The 19978-nt window shown below is 32.6% G+C and carries 16 protein-coding genes; 4 read left to right on the top strand and 12 right to left on the bottom strand.

Annotated elements, in window-relative coordinates:
* Positions 1-6: 6 nt before the first annotated feature.
* The 7 genes from Q0975_RS27505 to Q0975_RS27475 all read right to left on the bottom strand — a co-directional run bounded on the left by Q0975_RS27505 (position 7) and on the right by Q0975_RS27475 (position 8047).
* Positions 7-1389: an alpha-amylase gene (locus Q0975_RS27505; RefSeq protein ID WP_299443917.1), complete on the bottom strand. Its 1383-nt coding sequence runs from the start codon at positions 1387-1389 to the stop codon at positions 7-9.
* A 251-nt stretch (positions 1390-1640) separates the two neighbouring features.
* The gene (locus Q0975_RS27500; RefSeq protein ID WP_299443914.1) at positions 1641-2798 is read right to left on the bottom strand and encodes an acyl-CoA dehydrogenase family protein; all 1158 of its coding nucleotides are present in this window, start codon (positions 2796-2798) and stop codon (positions 1641-1643) included.
* A 116-nt stretch (positions 2799-2914) separates the two neighbouring features.
* The gene (locus Q0975_RS27495) at positions 2915-3787 is read right to left on the bottom strand and encodes a helix-hairpin-helix domain-containing protein (protein ID WP_299443911.1); all 873 of its coding nucleotides are present in this window, start codon (positions 3785-3787) and stop codon (positions 2915-2917) included.
* An 18-nt stretch (positions 3788-3805) separates the two neighbouring features.
* Positions 3806-5407, bottom strand: coding sequence for an alanine/glycine:cation symporter family protein (locus Q0975_RS27490; protein WP_299443908.1), 1602 nt, complete (start codon positions 5405-5407; stop codon positions 3806-3808).
* Between the two features lie 98 nt (positions 5408-5505).
* On the bottom strand, positions 5506-6513 hold the full coding sequence (locus Q0975_RS27485) for a TrkA family potassium uptake protein (protein WP_299443905.1): 1008 nt from the start codon (positions 6511-6513) through the stop codon (positions 5506-5508).
* A 2-nt stretch (positions 6514-6515) separates the two neighbouring features.
* Positions 6516-6737 (bottom strand): PspC domain-containing protein, encoded by a 222-nt coding sequence (locus tag Q0975_RS27480; RefSeq protein WP_299443902.1) that lies wholly within the window; start codon positions 6735-6737, stop codon positions 6516-6518.
* Positions 6738-6754: 17 nt separating this feature from the next.
* A complete protein-coding gene (locus Q0975_RS27475) occupies positions 6755-8047 on the bottom strand; it encodes a DUF2851 family protein (RefSeq protein ID WP_299443900.1) in 1293 nt (430 codons plus the stop codon).
* Positions 8048-8276: 229 nt separating this feature from the next.
* Between Q0975_RS27475 and Q0975_RS27470 the strand changes: the two genes are divergently transcribed.
* Positions 8277-9116 carry a M57 family metalloprotease gene (locus Q0975_RS27470; protein WP_299443897.1) on the top strand — a complete coding sequence of 280 codons (840 nt, stop codon included), beginning with the start codon at positions 8277-8279 and terminating at the stop codon, positions 9114-9116.
* 410 nt (positions 9117-9526) lie between these two features.
* Here the strand turns inward: Q0975_RS27470 and Q0975_RS27465 are convergent, their stop codons facing one another.
* From Q0975_RS27465 to Q0975_RS27455, 3 genes are all read right to left on the bottom strand, one after another.
* Positions 9527-10507 (bottom strand): AraC family transcriptional regulator, encoded by a 981-nt coding sequence (locus Q0975_RS27465; RefSeq protein ID WP_299443894.1) that lies wholly within the window; start codon positions 10505-10507, stop codon positions 9527-9529.
* 165 nt (positions 10508-10672) lie between these two features.
* Positions 10673-12034, bottom strand: a complete 1362-nt coding sequence (locus tag Q0975_RS27460) for a pyridoxal-phosphate dependent enzyme (RefSeq protein ID WP_299443891.1) — start codon at positions 12032-12034, stop codon at positions 10673-10675.
* A gap of 101 nt (positions 12035-12135) precedes the next feature.
* Entirely contained in the window at positions 12136-13377 is a 1242-nt protein-coding gene (locus Q0975_RS27455) for an FtsX-like permease family protein (RefSeq protein ID WP_299443888.1), read from the bottom strand.
* Positions 13378-13385: 8 nt separating this feature from the next.
* Between Q0975_RS27455 and Q0975_RS27450 the strand changes: the two genes are divergently transcribed.
* The 3 genes from Q0975_RS27450 to Q0975_RS27440 all read left to right on the top strand — a co-directional run bounded on the left by Q0975_RS27450 (position 13386) and on the right by Q0975_RS27440 (position 17698).
* Positions 13386-14741: a DUF1343 domain-containing protein gene (locus tag Q0975_RS27450; RefSeq protein WP_299443885.1), complete on the top strand. Its 1356-nt coding sequence runs from the start codon at positions 13386-13388 to the stop codon at positions 14739-14741.
* A gap of 124 nt (positions 14742-14865) precedes the next feature.
* Positions 14866-17079: a tetratricopeptide repeat protein gene (locus tag Q0975_RS27445; protein ID WP_299443882.1), complete on the top strand. Its 2214-nt coding sequence runs from the start codon at positions 14866-14868 to the stop codon at positions 17077-17079.
* A complete protein-coding gene (locus Q0975_RS27440) occupies positions 17054-17698 on the top strand; it encodes a response regulator transcription factor (protein WP_299443879.1) in 645 nt (214 codons plus the stop codon). Before Q0975_RS27445 ends, Q0975_RS27440 begins: the two co-directional genes overlap by 26 nt.
* Positions 17699-17753: 55 nt before the next feature.
* Here Q0975_RS27440 and Q0975_RS27435 read toward each other — a convergent pair whose 3' ends face one another.
* Together Q0975_RS27435 and Q0975_RS27430 are read right to left on the bottom strand one after the other, a co-directional pair.
* Complete coding sequence (locus Q0975_RS27435) at positions 17754-18683, bottom strand: PorP/SprF family type IX secretion system membrane protein (protein ID WP_299443876.1); 930 nt, start codon at positions 18681-18683, stop codon at positions 17754-17756.
* Positions 18684-18686: 3 nt separating this feature from the next.
* A partial coding sequence (locus tag Q0975_RS27430; RefSeq protein WP_299443873.1) for a gliding motility-associated C-terminal domain-containing protein occupies positions 18687-19978 on the bottom strand: 1292 nt, incomplete at its 5' end.

The following is a 19978-nucleotide window of genomic DNA, read 5'->3' as shown; positions in this document are numbered from 1 at the left end:
CTTTACTTATTTTAAAGACCATACACTATATCCTTTTGGCGGTGCTTGGATCTTAACCCACTTCCCTCCTTGCGTAGTAGGCTCCCAACTTGAGCTACCTGTATAATCTTTTATTTTCCTATTAGACCAGTTCGTCTGAATCCATCTTTCTTTCCAGGAATTAGAATTATTGATATACACAATCAAACCATTCTTCCCTCCGCCACCATTTCTTCTGGCAATATACTCATCATTGTCCGTCCAAAGATTTGAAGTATTTCCTCCAGCAAGATTATTATGGATCCAAATCAGGTTATTCAATTTACCTTTATCCAACCAATCTTCATAATCTCTATAAAAGAGTGCAGGATATCCTTCATGAGTTAAAATATAGGCATATGCCAATAGTTTATTTGTGTATATCTCATCAGTGTCGTGATTTGCCACAAAAGTAACCGCTCTGCTTGCATTTCTTTTCCATAACATATCTCCGCTAAGCGCATTAAGATTATTACCCACAAATGCGTCTCTCATTTTATAATAACAAGCAAAATCAAACGCTGACATCTGCGCTTGATCTGTCCACCATTTTAACGTATTCACATTTCCATCCCAGTATTCCCCAACACCAAATGCACCTGTAGAATTACGAAATTCTTTTGCTACCCATGGAGCAAAGCCTTTCACATAATCAAATCTATATCCATCGAATCCCATAGTATTTTTATAGTACTTAGCAACAGAATTACTTCTATTCCATAACCAATCCTGAACATACGTTTTGTTATGGCTTAAATCAGGGAATCCTCCAAAGAAACCACTATCAGAATTATATGATTCATTAGGGTGGAAATCATATTTTGTCCTATTAAACTTCCCTGATAAAGGATTAAACTTAGTATATGTACTTTTTCCAGCAAATTCATTTGGCTCTAAATCCCCTCCACTGTTATGATTAATAACTATATCCGCTATTACATTCAGTCCTTTGTTATGAGCACTAGAGATTAATGATTCCAGTTCTGATTTAGATCCAAATCTGGTCTCTGTACTACCCATTTGATTATACTGTCCAAAATCATAATAATCAAAAGGATCATACCCCATTGAAAACTCACCATTTTGTGCTTTACTTACTGGCGGTAACCAGATTGCATCAACACCTGCATTGCTCCAGGAATTAACCTTACCTTTTACAACATTCCACCACGTACCACCGGCGGGAACATCCCAATAAAATGCTTGCATCATTACTCCTGATCCAATAGACTTAAGACCTGCTCTAGTAGAAATTAATTCTTCGGGCTTGACTGACTCTGGCTCTACAGAATCCAAAACTTCATCTTTACCACACGATATCATTATAAAGGATACCGCAAACAAAAAATAAATAAACTTAAAGGTTTTCATAAAAAAGTGTTTGTGTGTTAAACTTCTTACAATGTAATATTTTTACATACAACGAAAACGTTTGAAAGGTTACTCAAACGTTTTCGTGTTGATAAAATTTTAGCATTTATTCAAAAACGCTGATTGAAATCTATTGAATCCTTACTTTTTTATGACAGAATAAAAGAAATCCGCAAGTCTTATTAGTTTCTCAACTATAAGCTGCGGATTTTATAAAGTAAATAAGAAAAAACTAATAAGATTAAGAAATCCTAAGTTGCTGGCTTGTATTCTTTTTTATCAATAATCATTTTTGCTATAACCTCTCTCAAGATCTCAGAAGTCCCTCCTCCTATAGGTCCTAGCCTACTATCTCTGAATAATCGTGCTAAAGGATATTCTTCCATATAACCATACCCTCCTAACAACTGAAGGCATTTATATATTGCTTCATCGGCAATTTTGGTAGAAAGTAATTTAGACATACTAGCTTCTTTCACTACATATTGTCCATCATTTAGTCTTTTTGCTATTGAGTAATTAAACTCTTTACACATTTCTAACTCACTAGCCATATCTGCTACAGTATGTCTAAGCGCCTGAAACTTATCTATAGTTCTTCCAAAAGCCTCACGCTCACCCATATATTTTATAACATACTCAAGAGCATATTCCGTTCTGGCATGAGCATTAATACCCATTATTAATCTTTCCAGTGCGAAATGTTGCATGATATACGAAAACCCTTTATCCTCTTCTCCCATTAAATTCTCCAAAGGAATTTTCACATTATCAAAAGCTATTTCACCGGTATCAGAAGCTTTCCAGCCCAGCTTATCTAATTTAGTAGCAGAAATACCCGGTGTATCTCTATCCATAATAAAAATACTAATCCCTTTATTACCAAGCTCTGGAGAAGTCTTAGCAGCAACCACTAAATAATCGCTATAAACTCCATTGGTTATAAATGTTTTAGAACCATTAAGAACATAAGAATCTCCATCTTTCACAGCTGTGGTTCTCATACCTGCGACATCCGAACCACCAAAAGGTTCAGAAATACACAGACATCCAATCTTTTCACCTGTAATACTTGTTTTTAAATATTTTTCTTTGACCCTATGATCTCCTTCTTTATTTACATGGGTCATTGCTAGATAGACGTGTGCCCACATAGCAGCTGCAAAACCTCCAGAATTAATTTTTTGTAATTCTTCTAAAAATATCACAGTATAAAAAAGATCTAATCCTAACCCACCATATTCTTCTGGGTACGCAATTCCGAAATAACCCATCTCACCGAATTTCTCCCAAATGAAACGTTCTATATCTCCCGTTTTTTCCCACTTTTCTATATGTGGGACTACTTCTTTCTGTAAAAAATCTTTCAGACTTTCCCTAAATAATTCGTGCTCTTCTGTAAAATACATGCTGTTTAAATGATAACTTTGATTTATATAGCTAACATATCACCGTAAAAAAAGATGTTGCAAATCCTAATCAGAATTTACATATTATCAATAATTACAGCGATTTTTTCCGATTCTTAATTTATAGTCAAATATAATGCTATTCTATCTATATTTTCTATGGAAAAACCTTCAATTTTTCCTAATTCTTCAAAATCTAATATCCCTTTGTTCTCGTCTATGAAATCCTTTATTTCCAAAGCAGTTTCAAAATCAAAATAAGGAACTTCCATTAATTCTTTTACCGAAGCCTTATTAATATTAATCTTCTCAAATTCCTTATTTGTTTTAACTGTATATAGAGATAGAATTTTTTTACGTTGATTATCATAGAGCCCAACTATATCCTTAAGCTGTAGGTCACTTATGAATCCATTTATATTTTTTCTATGTTTTATAATTCTTTCTGCTATAAAATCAGGAACTCCTATTTCCTTCTGAAGAGTCACGGATGTCACATGATTAAGATCTTCTTTCTGAGCAAATGATTTTACTGGATATTTTTGTTCTTTATATGATTTTGATTTTTTAGAGTTGTTAACCCAATCCGGGAATTTAAACAAAGGTGAAATCACTGTTAATAATGAATCAGAAACTCCAGTTACTTTCTTAAAATCTGAAATAGAATTTATCCATTTATTCTCTTTTCTATATGCATAAAGCCTATCTAACTCCTCTGTAGACATTCCTATAACATATCCTTTATAATCAGTTATAAAATTAGGATTAAAGGGCTTTAGTTTATATGATTTTTTTTTCTTGATTGCTTCCTTTTTAAGAGAATCAATCTGAGTTTGAAATGTTGCCAGTTCTTCAAAGTTATTCGAACTATTTACAGAACTAGGATAGAAATATAAAGTTATAAGCAACAGAAAGATTAATATTACCAAAAAAATAATCCCATTTCGGAAACGACTATGAATCTCGAAATGGGATTTTATAATTTTCATATAAGGTAACAAATAATCTTAATTTTTAGAAGCTTTTATTGCATCAAAATATCTTTCAAGTTGTTTTTTAACTACAGGAAACAAAAAGAACAATCCAACCATATTCGGAAAAACCATTGCAAATATCATCGCATCAGAGAATGCCCAAATAGAGTTCATACTTGCGGCTGCACCAATCACAACAAAAGTTAAAAATAAAAATTTGTATGTTAAATCAGCTGCTTTACCTCTACCGAACAAGAATTTCCATGATTGCAAGCCATAATACGACCAAGATATCATAGTAGATACCGCAAATAATACTACTGCGATTGTCAAGAAAATATCAGAATAAGGAATAAACTTCCCGAAAGCTTGAGCAGTAATACCTGCTCCTTCATAAGAAACTCCATCTATTAAAACAGCTCCACTACCATCTCCTCCATACTGAAAAGCACCTCCAGAATTAAAAATAATAATTACCAAAGCGGTCATTGTACAAATTACCACGGTGTCTATAAATGGTTCTAACAATGCCACCAAACCTTCAGAAGCTGAATATTTTGTTTTTACAGCTGAATGCGCAATGGATGCAGATCCTGCTCCTGCTTCATTAGAAAAAGCTGCTCTTTTAAAACCTACTAAGAGCACTCCTATAAGACCTCCAACACCTATTGCTTTAGGATTAAAAGCTTCTGTAACAATCATACCTATAGCATCATCTATAAATGAAAAATTACTAAAAATAATATACAAACAAGCAATAATATACATTACTGCCATTAATGGGACTACTTTTTCAGTAACCGAAGCAATACGCTTAATCCCTCCAATAATTATGATTCCTACAAGAATTGCCAATACAACACCTATGATTGTTCCAGCTCCTGCGCTTTCCAAACCAAGCATTTCTTTTAATACAATGGTTGCTTGATTAGACTGTGCTGCATTACCACCACCAAAAGATCCACCAATACAGAATATAGCAAATATGACTGCAGCAATTTTACCTAATACTGCAAACCCTTTTTCTTTAAGTCCTTTACTTAGATAATACATTGGACCTCCATATACAGTCCCATCTTCTCCAACATCTCTATATTGAACACCTAGGGTACACTCAACAAACTTTGTAGACATTCCTAATAATCCACAGATAATCATCCAAAAAGTTGCTCCTGGACCACCTAATGCTATTGCTAAGGCAACACCTGCTATATTTCCATTACCTACAGTTCCAGAAACCGCTGTTGCTAATGCCTGAAAGTGAGAAACCTCACCATCTTTACTTTCATCTCTTATAGTATCAGGTATATCTCCATCCACAGCTGCAGCTGGATCTCCTAAACTATGCTCTTCTACATCATCATACTTACCTCGCACCACATTGATAGCTTTTGCAAAATATCGAATATTAGGAAAACCAAAATATATGGTAAAGAAAAGGGCACTTAGCACCAATAAAATAATTACAAATGGCGCCCCACTGAAAACCTCAAAAAAGATAACATTCGAGAAAAAATCGGAAACCGGTTGAAAAGCTTCATCTATTTTTTGATCCAGACCTTTTTCTGTGGTCTCTTGTGCGAATGTTATAAATGGAATTGTGAGAGCTAAAACTGAAAGAAGAATTCTCTTCATAATGTGTGAGTTAATTGAATTTAGTTTTTAGAAGTGAGCAAGATGCTAAAAAAAACAGTTGTTTACAATAATTTAACGATTAAATCTTTTTTAATAGCTTAAATATTAAATTCTCTATTAAGTTGGTTGACTTGTTCTGGACGACCTAAAACAACCACTTTAGAACCAGGTTTTAAAACTGTATCGGCTTCTGGGTTTACAATATATTCACCATCTGAAGATTTATAGCCGATTATTGTACATCCTGTTCTTGATCTCATATCTATAGTCCGTATAGTTCTTTCCTTTTGATCCTCAAACATATCTTCAAAAGATACTTCTTCTATATTAATGGATTTTTTTCCAACAATAGAAAGGTTATCCAAAAATTCAATTAAATCAGGTACTACTACTAAGGAGGCCATATGATCACCTCCTATTCTATCCGGCATAATTACATTATCAGCACCTGCAAGTCTTATTTTCTTGTAGGATGTATCTTGTGATGCTCTACTAATAATCTTAAGATCTCTATTAATCTGTCTGGCAGATAACACTATAAACAGATTATCGGCATCTTCTGGTAATGTACAAATCAAACAAGATGCATTTCTGATTTCGGCTTGAATCAACACTTCATCTTCTGTAGCATTGCCTTCTAAAAAGAACAGTTCATCGCTTTGATATTTTTCGATTACACTCTTGTCTTTCTCTACGATTACAAAAGGTTTATTATATGCCAACAATTTATCTGCCGCCTGTTTACCATTACGGCCGTAGCCTACAATGATTATATGATTTTCTAATTTATGTATCATTTTTTGCAATTTTCGATATTGTACTCGGTGAGGATCACTTTTCCCAACAATATATTCAGTAATTACGGATAAGGAATATGCTAATATTACCGCACTAGTTGTAATCAAAAAAACTGTAAACAATTTAGCAGTATCATCTAACGGTTCCACTTCTCCAAAACCTACTGTAGACATGGTGATAACGGTCATATACAAGGCGTCAATCCAAGAATAATCCGAAAAAAAACGAAAACCCAATACTCCTACCGCAACCACAGTCATCAGTAAGGTTAATGCTATATATATTTTAGATCTAAACCATTTTAACATACTTACAAATCAAATACTGAAGTTCTTTTAGTGTACACTAAGTCTTTTAGTTTTAACCAAAATGCCAGATTAAGATACATAACAAAACCTAATCCTGCCGTGGCAAAAGTCAAATAAATAAAGAACAAACGCACGTTTTTAGCACGCATTCCTAATCTATCTGCAAGCCTACTGGAAACATAAAATCCGTTTCGTTCTAAAAATTGTCTTAGATTATAAAGCATAATGCAAAATAATTATATTATCCCAAACTACACTCTTGATTCAATAAATAATTGCCAATCGAACATTTTAGACATCCTTTTTGATCACAATAATTATTCTTAAGCTGGATCATAGATTGAGAGTGTAACGCATCTTCTATATGTACCCCTAAACTGGTAAATCGATCTATAATAGTATTCTTTTCTGCTGGTAATTGTGATATTAACCCAAAAATTTCTTCTTCAATATTTTTCCCTTGACTTTTAGCATATAAAAATTTTAAAGGAATAACAGCATTAATCAAAATCAAATGAATAAATGGCTTAGTTAGATTTTTCTTTCCAAAAGAAGATCCTTTATTGAATGTATAATGAGTCTTCCAAAAATTACTAGCACTTACATTAAATAGTTCATAAAATTTCAAGAGATCATTATACTGAATTATTTTATTAAAGAGTTGTTTGTTTTTAAAATAAAGGTTTGCCAACTGAGATATCCGAATTGTTGGAAAATTAGGAGGACGTAATCTAAAAAACTGAAAAGGGAATACTCCGTCATTTTCTAGTTTAAACTTATTTTTTAAAAAATCATACTTCTTCAAAAGCTGTTCAACATATACAATATTAGAATCAGAGTACAATAAACCCGCTTGCCCATATAACAAAGCTTCAAGTTGCTCTAAACTTGTATTGCTTTTCCTAAGGATTGAGAAATCAAAAGAATTAGCCATGCTCAAAAAAGCATCGCTGTTCACTTTTAGACCAAAACTCTTTGATAACAACTTAAACAATACCGCTTCCCAGTCATTAGAAGAATTTATTAATAATTCATCAATCAATTTAGATTTATCCTCTAACCTTTCTACATATAATCTTTCTTGCCAATTAGAAATTGTAAAATCCGATACTTCTGAAAGTTGTTTTTCACACTGAATCCAACTAGCCTCTTTATTCTCAAAAATCTTTTGATACCGAAAAAGTAACGTATTATCAATGTAATCTTTAAGTTGTAAAGAAGGAATCTGGGAATTATCTTTTCTAAAAACATCCATATCATCCTCCCATACTACATGTAATATAACATTATCATAAGCAGGATCACTCTCGTGGTGATGCGCATACCAATCACTTGATTTTATATGTATCTCAACGTTTCCTGCCCATTTCTGATTATCAATCATTAGGTGCGCATTAAAAAAATCTGGCCCAGAATTCATTTCATTATGATCTCCAATACGCTGGAGAACTACGGATTGTTGGCTTGTCGTTTTTAAGTTTGAAAAATTGATTTTTTTATATTTCCACAAGTAATGCAAAAACTCTTCACTCATATTAATTATTAATTTTAGGAAACCCTTCTTGATCGCCATAGTTATGTGTTATCAATAATTAAAATGTTACCCTCTTTTGCATATTATTAAAATACTGGGAACTATTATCCTTTTTAAACCGTAAAAACACTACTGCCACAACATATTGATAATCAAAATATTAATCGTATTTTAGAAAGATAATTCAACTCAACTTATAACTCAATTTATTTATTCAAAATCATTTTTTATGAAAACATTTAAAACCTTCACTCTCGTAGTGATATTAACCACATTCTTATATTCTTGTCAAACTAACGAGGATATCGAATCAGAAAACACACAGGAAGTTCCAACAGAAGTTTTACTTAAACTTCAAAAATTAGGTGTTAATACAACCGGTGTTATCTCTTATACTCAAGAATTACCTGACGGAACCAAAGAACTTGGATGGCTATCTCACGACATTTTTTTATCTCATGATGATATAAAAAACATGCCTGATCTTCCTTCTTCAGAAGATGAAATTACACAAAAGTTATATCGAACAAACAATCTTGTTAATGTTCCTAATAATGGACAAAGAGTAATTACTGTTAGAGGGCGCAGTCTTAATAGAAATTTAAGAAGAGGACTTAGAAGAGCTGTTGCTAACTACAACAATCTTAATCTTAAATTTAGATTAGAATTATCTTTTGGAAACAATAATGGAGGCAAAAATATTGTTGTATTCAGCAATTCATCTAATAGTCAAGGAGGAGTAGCTGGTTTTCCTAGAAACGGCAATCCTTTTAATCGAGTAGAAATTGATGGCGGTTCTTCTTCATTGCCTATAGGTGCAATAGAGCATTTAATGACTCATGAATTAGGTCATTGCGTTGGCCTTAGACATTCAGATTTTGGAACTCGCAGTTCCTGTCCTCCATTTTTACAGGGTAATGAAGGTGCAGGAAGTATTGGAGCTGTTTTCATTCCAGGAACCGACGGTAGTACCGATTCACAAGCTTCCGTAATGAGAGCTTGTTTTAGAGTCAATGAATCTGGAAACTTCTTTAGACAAGATAGAGTTGGACTTAGAAGAATTTATTAATAATACTCGGTAAAAATGTTGAATTATTTATTCTTAAAGGGCTATTGAGACAATAGCCCTTTATTATTATACAGAATAAATCAGTCACCAGCCCCATAACTTATGTCCTTAAAAGGCGTAATCTCCCTTAAGAATCATACTATTACACCTTAAATAGTATCATTTACAGCTAATAATTCTTAAAAAATGCTTAAATACGCCAAAAATGTACTATTGGTAAGATTTTATGTATTAATGGAAATTGTTACAATAATATCATTTCTTTACTTTGTTAATGAAATAGGGAAAATAATTTCAAAAAATATATATAAAGATTTCAAAATCCTAAGCTTAGTTGAGTTTGTGTTAGGTTATAGATGGTTGTCATTTTTTGACGACCATCTTTATTTTATAGCTATTTTATTGTATTCCTAAATATGTACATCTGGATACACATCAAACTTATTAAAAAAGGCTTTTTTAAATTTTGAAGAATTTGAATAATTCAGATTATTCATCACCTCTTTAATGGACAATCCTTCCGTAAATATCATATTATAAGAGCTTTCTAGTTTTTTGTTATTAAAAAACTCTAAAGGTGTTTGGTTGTGAATTTCTTTAAACATATTAAAGAAATTGGTACGACTCATATGCGCCATAGATGCTAATTGATCTACACCAACAAATGGTTCGTGCAAATTATGTTTTAAATAATTACTTACCTTGTATATATTACCAACTTGTGAGCTATTAATATTAAAAGGATTACTCTCCGTTTCCCACATCAAGACATCCTTCCAAAAGGTTTCTAACAAACGAATTCCTCTAGCTATAAAAAACAAGTAGTTTTCCACCTTATTAATACGAGGAGAAACAATCTGATCGAAAAGTACAGATTGTTTATAGGAAAGATAAAATTTATTAATATGCTGATGAGAATATCTGATATAACTATCTACTCGCTCTGCCATATCACTGTTTTTAAGAAAATAGGGTTTTATATACTCACTTTTAAGTACTATCATAATCGATTTTACCTCAGCTCCTTTTGTAATATATACTCTCTCTCCCTGACGCGCATCCATGCATCTCATGTTTCCAGGTGTATAACTATCAGAATATGAGCTAACTATTTCACTTTTCTTTATTTGATGATCTAAAGCATACTTTCTAAAATGTAGAATAATGTCTTTTTCTTCTATTGGTTCTCTTACATATTCTATATCAACATGTGATTTATAGTTATTTATAAAAAGAAAAACCTCTGGAGAAATTTTATAATAACTAAGATACCCCTCTCCTATCTCAGGAGGAAAATAGATTCTATCGGTAGTCCCTTCTGGATCCAATTGGGACCTAAAATAGCTCCTTATTTTATCTATATCAGAAAAGTCAAATGAATATTTTTGCATAGCCCCACGATTTTATATGAATCTTTCTCTTTATATAGATTGATAATTTATCATAAAGTTGCGTAAAAACAACCTATATATTCAGATTGGAGTATAAAAACAACCCCTATATTGGCGTATAAAACCAATAAAGGGGGCACCCTATATGTTATAAATATAGATAATTTATTTTATATGGCTTATAACATCGTATTTTGTGATAATATGATGTTTTCCATTTTCTAAAGCCACAAGAACTGCTGGATTACCATTTTTTATCAATCCTGATATTTCATCAAGAGATGTATTGGCATTTACAATAGGAAAAGGATCATTCATGATCTCTCTAATAGGAGTATCACCAGTGTTTTTATCTTCAAGAAATGCAGTAAATAAAGCACTCTCATCTACTGATCCTACAAAACCTTCACTATCTAAAACAGGTATTTGAGAAATCTGAAACTTACGCATACGCTCTATTGCATGAGAAACCAGTTCTTCTGTTTTTACGGTTACCAAAGGTTTTTCTATGTGATTTTTAACTAAATCTACTGCGGTAGATACTTCTTCTTCCAGAAAACCTCGTTCTCGCATCCAATCATCATTAAACATTTTACCTACATAACGACTTCCATGATCATGAAATAATACTACAACTACATCGTCTTTCTTGAAATGTTCTTTTAATTGCAACAACCCTTTAAGAGCAGCTCCTGCACTATTCCCAAGAAACATTCCTTCTTCTTTAGCAAGTCTCTGAGTATATACTGCAGCATCTTTGTCCGTCACTTTTGTAAATCCATCAATAATAGAAAAATCCACATTCTCTGGTAAAATATCTTCTCCGATACCTTCCGTTATATAGGAATACACTTCATTTTCATCAAACACACCGGTTTCATGATATTTTTTAAATACAGAACCGTAGGTATCTATGCCCCATATCTTAACATTAGGATTTTTTTCTTTTAGGTATTTTCCTACTCCAGAGATCGTCCCTCCAGTTCCTACTCCTACAATGAAATGAGTAACTTTTCCATCTGTCTGCTCCCATATTTCCGGACCAGTGCTCTCATAATGTGCCTTTGCATTAGATGGATTATCATATTGATTGACATACCAAGAATTAGGTGTTTCTTCTGATAGTCTTTTAGAAACTGAATAATAAGATCTAGGGTCATCAGGCTCCACATTAGTTGGACATACCATTACTTTGGCTCCAACAGCGCGTAGAATATCCATTTTTTCTTTGGATTGCTTGTCAGCCATTACACAGATTAACTTATATCCTTTTACAATGGCAACAAGTGCAAGTCCCATTCCGGTATTTCCAGATGTTCCTTCTATAATAGTTCCTCCTGGTTTTAATCTTCCATCTGCCTCAGCATCTTCAACCATTTTTAGGGCCATTCGATCTTTTACAGAGTTTCCAGGATTAAATGTCTCATACTTTGCTAATACAAGAGCATCAACATCTTTTACCAGAGTATTCATTTTAACCATAGGTGTATCCCCTATGGTTTCTAATATATTGTTTGCGTACTTCACTAGTTTACTAATTTATTACAGTCTCTTATTATTTGTTTTTTATGCGGTGCAAAGATACAAATACAAACTCATTAAGTAAGAGGAAGATGCGCTAATTCATATTATTGAAATCTAATAGCTTTTGAAGGTGAAATTTTGGCTATCACATAAGAAGGTATTAACAACATAACCACACATAAAATCATGGTTCCGATATTAAGCAGAATAATATACCCTATGTCTATATAAATTGGAGCTGTACTTACATAATAAGTAGCAGGGTTGAGGCCAATAATACCATAATGTTTCTGAATAAATAACAAACCTACACCTATAAGATTCCCCCAAAACAAACCAATAAGAATTAAATAACCTGCATTGTACAAAAATATTTTTCTGATACTCCAATCATTGGTTCCTAATGATTTCAGAATTCCAATCATTGGTGTTCTTTCTAAAATCAGAACAAGTAATGCTGTAATCATATTAATTCCAGCTACTAATATGATAATACTAATAATCCCTATTATATTAAGATCAAAGAGTTTTAACCACTCAAAAATACTACCGTATTTTAAAGCAATCGTAACAGATTCCAAATCAGAAGGAATACTTTCATAAATCTCTTGTCCTTTTTTATCTATTTTATCAAAATCATCAATAAACACCTCAAAACCTCCTACTTCGCCTTCTTTCCATTTATTCATTTTCTGAATATGCCGTATATCTGCAAAAATAAACTTCTCATCAAATTCGAGAAAACCGGAATCATAGATCCCGACTATTTCGAATGCTCGAATATTAGCAGGAATTTTAGAGCTAGAGTTTTTCTTTAAAAAAACAGTATTCGCTTTATCTCCTATCCCTAAGCCTAATCTGGATGAAGTATATGCTGATATTAATATCTGATTATTCCTTGGATCTGTAAAATCCGGCAACCTACCTTCTACTAAATATTCTTCAAAATAAGACCAATTATAGTCATCCCCAATTCCCTTAACTACAACCCCTTCAAAATCATTTTCTGTCCTAATAAGACCACCTTTAGTAGCAAAACCTTGAACATGTTTAATTCCTTCTACATCTGTGAAATTTGGATAAAAATGCTGCTCCTTCTTAATAGGGATCAAAGATTCTACACTGTTATTATTATCGTAACTGGTAATTATAACGTGCCCATTAAACGCGGCAACTTTTTCTCTGATTTTACGTTGTAGTCCTATACCGGTAGCAACCGTTATCAGCATCATAACCATTCCTATGGCAATGGCGAAAATGGCAATTTTTATAATTGCAGATGATATGCTACTTTTATGTTCCTTACCTTTGATAAGGCGTTTGGCAATAAAATATTCGAAATTCAAAGTTATTTATGGTTTTTATCAGAAATGCATCTACCTATTTGGCAGGCAAGTTCAAAAATACGTTTTTATTCTTTTTCACACTGTGTATTTCTTGTGGAAGCGGAACAGAAATATCTTCTCAGACGGTTTCTGATGATAAAAACACCATTATTAACGAAAAAAGTGTCATCGCCGAAAATCAAAAACAGGATTCTTTGGATGTTTTAGCACCCATTATTGTAGGAGCCAATCAAACAGAACTATACCTACCTATTCTAAAAGATAAGAAAGTTGGAATTGTTGGAAACCAGACTTCCGTCATTTTTAAGTATCCTAACATAAAACCCCTTTTACAAACCGAAGGAATTTCTGCTACTAATCTAGAACAATATACACATCTAGTAGATTCACTATCATCCCGAAATATAAAGATTCAAAAAGTTTTTGCACCGGAACACGGTTTTAGAGGCAAAGCTGATGCTGGAGAATTAATCGCTGATGGAAAAGATATTAAAACAGGATTACCTATAGTTTCTTTACATGGTAAAAATAAAAAACCTTCTGCAGAAGCTCTTGCCGATATAGAAATAATGGTTTTTGACATTCAAGATGTCGGAGCACGATTCTACACCTATATCTCTACACTTCATTATGTAATGCAAGCTTGTGCTGAAAACGATATTCCTTTACTAATATTAGATCGTCCTAATCCTAATGGTCACTATATCGACGGACCAACATTAGAACCAGAACATTCAAGTTTTGTAGGAATGCATCCGATTCCGCTAGTTCATGGAATGACTATTGGAGAATATGCTAAAATGGTAAATGGCGAAGGTTGGTTAGGAAATGATCTAAAATGTGAGATTAAGATCATACCTATTCAAAATTACACTCATCAAACGTATTATAGTTTATCCATAAGACCTTCTCCCAATCTACCAAATGACAGATCCATAAATCTCTATCCAAGTCTTGGTTTTTTTGAAGGAACAACCATTAATGCTGGTCGTGGTACGGAAAAACAATTTCAAATTTTTGGATCTCCAGATTTTCCAATCGACCAATATGATTTTGCGTATACACCGCAACCCAATTTCGGATCTAAATACCCTAAACATAAAGGAGAGGTGTGTTATGGAAAAGATCTAAGGAAAAGTGAAAGGCTTAGTAGTATAAACTTACAATGGCTGCTTGATGCATATAATAACTCTACAAACAAAGAAGGTTTTTTTAACACTAAATCATTTACAATACATGCGGGAACCAAAAAATTACAACAACAGATAGTACAAGGATACACAGCTCGTGAAATCAAAAAAACTTGGATAAAAGATCTTCAAAAATTCAAAAAAATAAGAACTCAATACCTTCTCTATAAATAACCCAAAATCGATACACAAAGACCCCTGTTTTCAGGGATATTGATGATTATTGAAATTAATACCTTTGACTATTCAAAAAATTATTATATCTAATAGTGACCTCTCAAGGAGAATCCCAAAATCAATGAAAGCAAGTAATTACATATCACTTTCTCTTCTAAGAATCACAGTAGTGTTTTTATTGTTATTTACTTCTTTGGGTATGAACGCACAAATAGATAACAAATCGACTTCAAATTTCCCTACAGGTGAAAGAAAAATTATAAAAAACATCCAAACTTTAGTTAATACTCCCAGCAAGCGGGAAGAAGCTTATAAAAAAGTTCATGAACAGTTTAAGAAAAAGGGGCGTAAAAGTGATAGATTTAAGGCTGACCTAAGTTTAATTCTAAGCTCATACTTTAAGAACACCTCTCAGATTGACTCGGCGAAATATTATGCAAAAAAAATATTGGATCTGAGTAATTTTGAAGATGATACTATCAGAAACAACATTTATGGTTTGGCCTATCATACTTTAGGGCAAGTCAATGGGAAAATTGGACTCAACGAGAAATCAAAAAAATGGCATTTAAAAGGAATTGATATTTCATTAAAGTACAATGACAAACGCATTTATTATGTCAATTCTTTTAGTCTGGCAAATATCTATATAGCCACAGGAGAATATGAGCAAGCATTAGATCTTTTAGAAAAATGCCAGGAATACAAAGACAATCAAGAAATGGTTTATGGGTGCTACGTCAATATGGCCAATATATATGGCTATAGAGAGGACTACGATAAAACAATTGAGTATTTGCTAAAAGCCCAAGAAATATGTAAAAAATCAAATAGAACTAGTTGTATTGGTACTATTTCAATCAATTTAGCAATCACTTATAAAAAACTAGGCAACCCAGAAAAAGCTCTTTTATCTTTTGATAAAGCAATAGAAATAGCTAAAACCAATAAGTACCATCGAATGGAAATTATAGGTAGTGTAGAAAAAGGACGAGTGTTAAATGACTTAAAAAAGTATAGCGAAGCCGAAGATATAATGCTTTTAGCTTTAGATAAGGCCGAAAAGATAGGTTTCCTAAACGAACAAGAAAAAATTCACTATAGATTAAAAGACATTGCGGTTTCTCAAAACAATTTTAAAAAAGCATTAAGTTACTATGAAAAGTATCATAAAATCATCGACTCAACAAGGTCATTAGATAAAGACAAAGAAATTAACAAACTAGAAGTTGAATACAAAACGTTACAAAAAGAGAAAGAAATACAGTTTTTACAAGTAGAAAACACCAACAGAAGATTAGAATTAGCAAATCGTGAAGAAGCCATCAGAAATCTAATGCTCGAACAGGAAATTGAACATAAGGAGAATGAAATTGTAAAAAAGGAGAATGAAAATAAACTTTTATCTTTTCAGAATCAAACAGAAAAAACATTAAACGATAATATTATTTTAAAGAAAAACCAAGAACTAAAGGATGCAGAATTAAAAATTAGACAAGACGAAATAACCAAACAAAAGGGATTCAAGAATATAATTTTATATTCCTTTTTAATACTTTTAGTTCCAGTAATTGGTTTGCTAATCACCTATTACCAAAAAATCAAGGCGCAAAGCGAACTAACCATAAAACAAGAAGAAATAAACGAAGAGAAAATTTCATCTTTGCTAAAAGACCAGGAATTAAAGGTTATCAAAGCTTCTGTAGAAGGGCAAGACAAAGAAAGAAAACGTATTGCACAGGAATTACATGACAGTATTGGAGGTAATTTAGCAGCTATAAAACTTCAGTTAAATGATTCTGACAATAAAAATAAAGATGCTTTAAAAGGGATCAATAGTCAAATAGACGATACGTATGAATTAGTTCGTAATATCTCTCATAACTTAATTCCTAAAAAATTCATCAAAAATAATTTTTGTGATGTGCTCGAAGAATATTTTAGCAATATTGGTGGAGTCAGTAGCCTGAATACTTCTTTTATCGCTTTTCCAAGAAAAGAAATCGACCTTTTAGAAGAAAACATACAAATTGAAACTTTTAAAATCATTCAGGAACTTGTTACGAATAGCATTAAACACGCAAAAGCATCTTCTATCGAACTTCAGCTTAATTTAGTAGACAATGAGTTAGGTATTTTATTCGAAGATGATGGTATTGGTTTTGACGCAGATAAAAATGCAGAAGGTATTGGATTTAGAAATATAAGAAGTAGATTAAGCAAAATTTCAGGAACTATAGATATTGATTCTAGAATAAAAAGAGGAACTATTATCAATATAGAAATAACCAACTTAACAACAACCACAAATGAAATACAACCTAATTATAGTTGATGACCACAAAATGTTTTTGGATGGATTACTAAGCATTCTCAATTCTGAGAATGATTATAACATCCTATTAACAGCCAAAAATGGGAAGCACATTGCTAAGTACCTAGAAATCAATCCAGATGAAAAAATCGATCTAATTATTACAGACATTACCATGCCAGAAATGGATGGTATTGCTCTAAATAAGATTGTTAAAGAAAGAAAATCAAATATTAAAACACTAGTAGTTAGCATGCATAATAATCCCGATATGATCGATAACCTTATCGAACATGATGTAGACGGTTATGTACCAAAAAATGCTGAAAAAGAAGAACTTCTTAAAGCAATACAAACCATACTAGGTGGAGAAAAATACTTTTCTCGTGAGATAAAGGATATCTACATGGAAAATAAGTTTTCTAAAAAGAAAAATGAAGAAGTAAAACTTACTCAAAGAGAAATAGATGTTATCACACTGATTGCACAAGAATTCACAACTCAGGAAATTGCAGACAAACTATTCTTAAGCAAACATACAATTGAGAGTTACCGAAAGAATTTAATCGCCAAACTTAGCGTAAGAAATCTTGCCGGACTAACGAAGTATGCGATGAAAATGAATTATATACAAGAATGATTTCGTTTTCCCAACATACAATAAAGAACATCTTATAAAATGTTTTTGTTTTTAGCTATCCTTTATCATTAAAACCTTCTCCAAAACGGTAACTAAGAATAATTCCGTGTGTATTATTAATAGGGGTACCCCGTAATGTTTGGTTATAATTATAAAGTAACCTCCAGTGATCAAAGAAATAAAAACCAGCCAGAAAGTTTATTGACGAACTTGTTCTATATCCTACACCTCCCTCAATTCTATTTTTATAGTTTACCGTAAGATTAAGATCTGTCTGAATTGGTGCTCCAGAAACGTATTTTATCAGAACATTCGGTTTAATCATTACTTCCTGAAAACGGGTGGCGAAAAATCTATATCCCATATATGCATACAATGGATTATCAAGGTTTACATTATCATCAGAAGCCAAAGAGTTTCCTAAAATATTAGATGCAGAAAATCCAACATAAATACGTTCTCTATTATATAAAATTCCAATTCCAATAGTAGGGATAGTAGTATTAATATTATTCTCAAAATTAGGATCATTCTGTATCCCTAATTCCTGTAAATTTTCATTATAAAATAAAACTCCTCCTGTTATTCCAAAAGACAACACATTAGGATTATGCGACCACCACCTAGCACGATTGTAATAACGATCGAAAACAATTTTATAGGCATATGATGCAAATAAACTTGTAGCGGTTGTGACTCCTATTTTATCACTAGAAAACCCAGCACCTAAGCCAACTTTTCGAGAATTCAATGGTGTATTAAAAGTTAATCCTATATTTCTGGGGCTTCCATCAATTTGATTCAGATATCCTCTATTTGTAAGTGTTACATCCGTATCTGGATAAAAACCGGCATGAGCAGGATTAATTAATATCGCATTATAATCATAATTTGCAAAAACTGGTGTTTGCTGACCATAGGTTTTGTGTAATAAAAATCCATTCGACAGTAAAATAGCCATCAATGGTATATAGATGTTTTTCATGAATTAGCGTTTTAAAACAAGGAAACCGGTTGATTTCTTTAAGTCGTTAGAGCCTTCAGTTTTAATATCGAAGAAATAGGTTCCTTCTGGAAGTTTATCAGCCCCTAGACTTCTCTTTCTGTTAGCAATTCCATTAAAGACTCGGGAAGTATTATTATAACCTTCAGTCTCAAAAACCAAATCCCCCCAACGATTAAATATTGAGACTTTATTGTTAGGGTAATTTTCGATACCATCAATTTCCCAAAACTCATTAATTCCATCTCCATCAGGAGAAAAGCCATATTTGGTTTCATCTTCAGGTAGTTGTTCCACAAATACGGTAACCATATCTTCCGCAATACAGCCATCATCACTGGTAAATATAACTGTGTATGTTGTAGTCTCTGCCGGACTTGCTATTGGATTGAAAATAGTTGTATCAGTAAGACCGGTTTGAGGAGACCAAATAACACTACCCAATTCTGAAGTTTCTGCATTTAATTGTACTTCTTCTCCTTCTGTAATTTCTTCATCGTCTCCTGCTTCTAATGATACTGTATCAATAGCTAATCTAAAACTACATTCAGAACTATTACCACTAACATCAGTAGCTGTTAACGTCACAACCATTCCATCTATAAGTTCAGTTCCAGGAGTTGGAACTTGTGTTATTATTGGGTTCGGATCCATATCATCTGTAACAATAACGATAGATGAATAATCAAAAACTGTTTGCTCATTACAAGGAACAATTTGATCGGATGTACAAACAATTACTGGAGATTCTGTATCTGATGAAGCGGTTATTACGAATGAGCAATCATCTAAATTACCACTAGAATCCGAAGCAATAAACTGTATTATCATTCCATCCACAAAAGCTGTTCCTGCGGCAGGGCTCTGGGTAATATTTGGAGAAGCATCGCAATTATCTGTAATGGTAATTAAAGTAGTATAATCAGGAATTAAAGAACCTCCTGTTAATATTTGATTCCCAGGACATGTTATAATTGGCGCTTCTGTGTCGTTTATTGTTATAGTTTGAGTAACTAAAATACTATTACCAACCTCATCAGTAACACTGTACGTTCTGGTTATGATACCGGAAACAGAGCTATCATCATTTACAAAAGTAACTACAGGTATTACAGTACAGTTATCCGATGCATTCATTACAACAGATGGATCCGCAGCGGGTACATCACCCACACATTCCACCGAAATTGACGCCGGATTACTAGCCGTTGGATTAGTTGTATCCTCTATAGTAATTATCTGAGTAACATTGATGCTATTACCAGCTTCATCGGTTA

Source organism: uncultured Aquimarina sp. (assembly GCF_947500065.1).
In the GTDB taxonomy this organism is placed as follows: Bacteria; Bacteroidota; Bacteroidia; order Flavobacteriales; family Flavobacteriaceae; genus Aquimarina.
The sequence above is the reverse complement of the archived record's forward strand: the minus strand, read 5'-3'. Positions and strand labels throughout refer to the sequence as shown.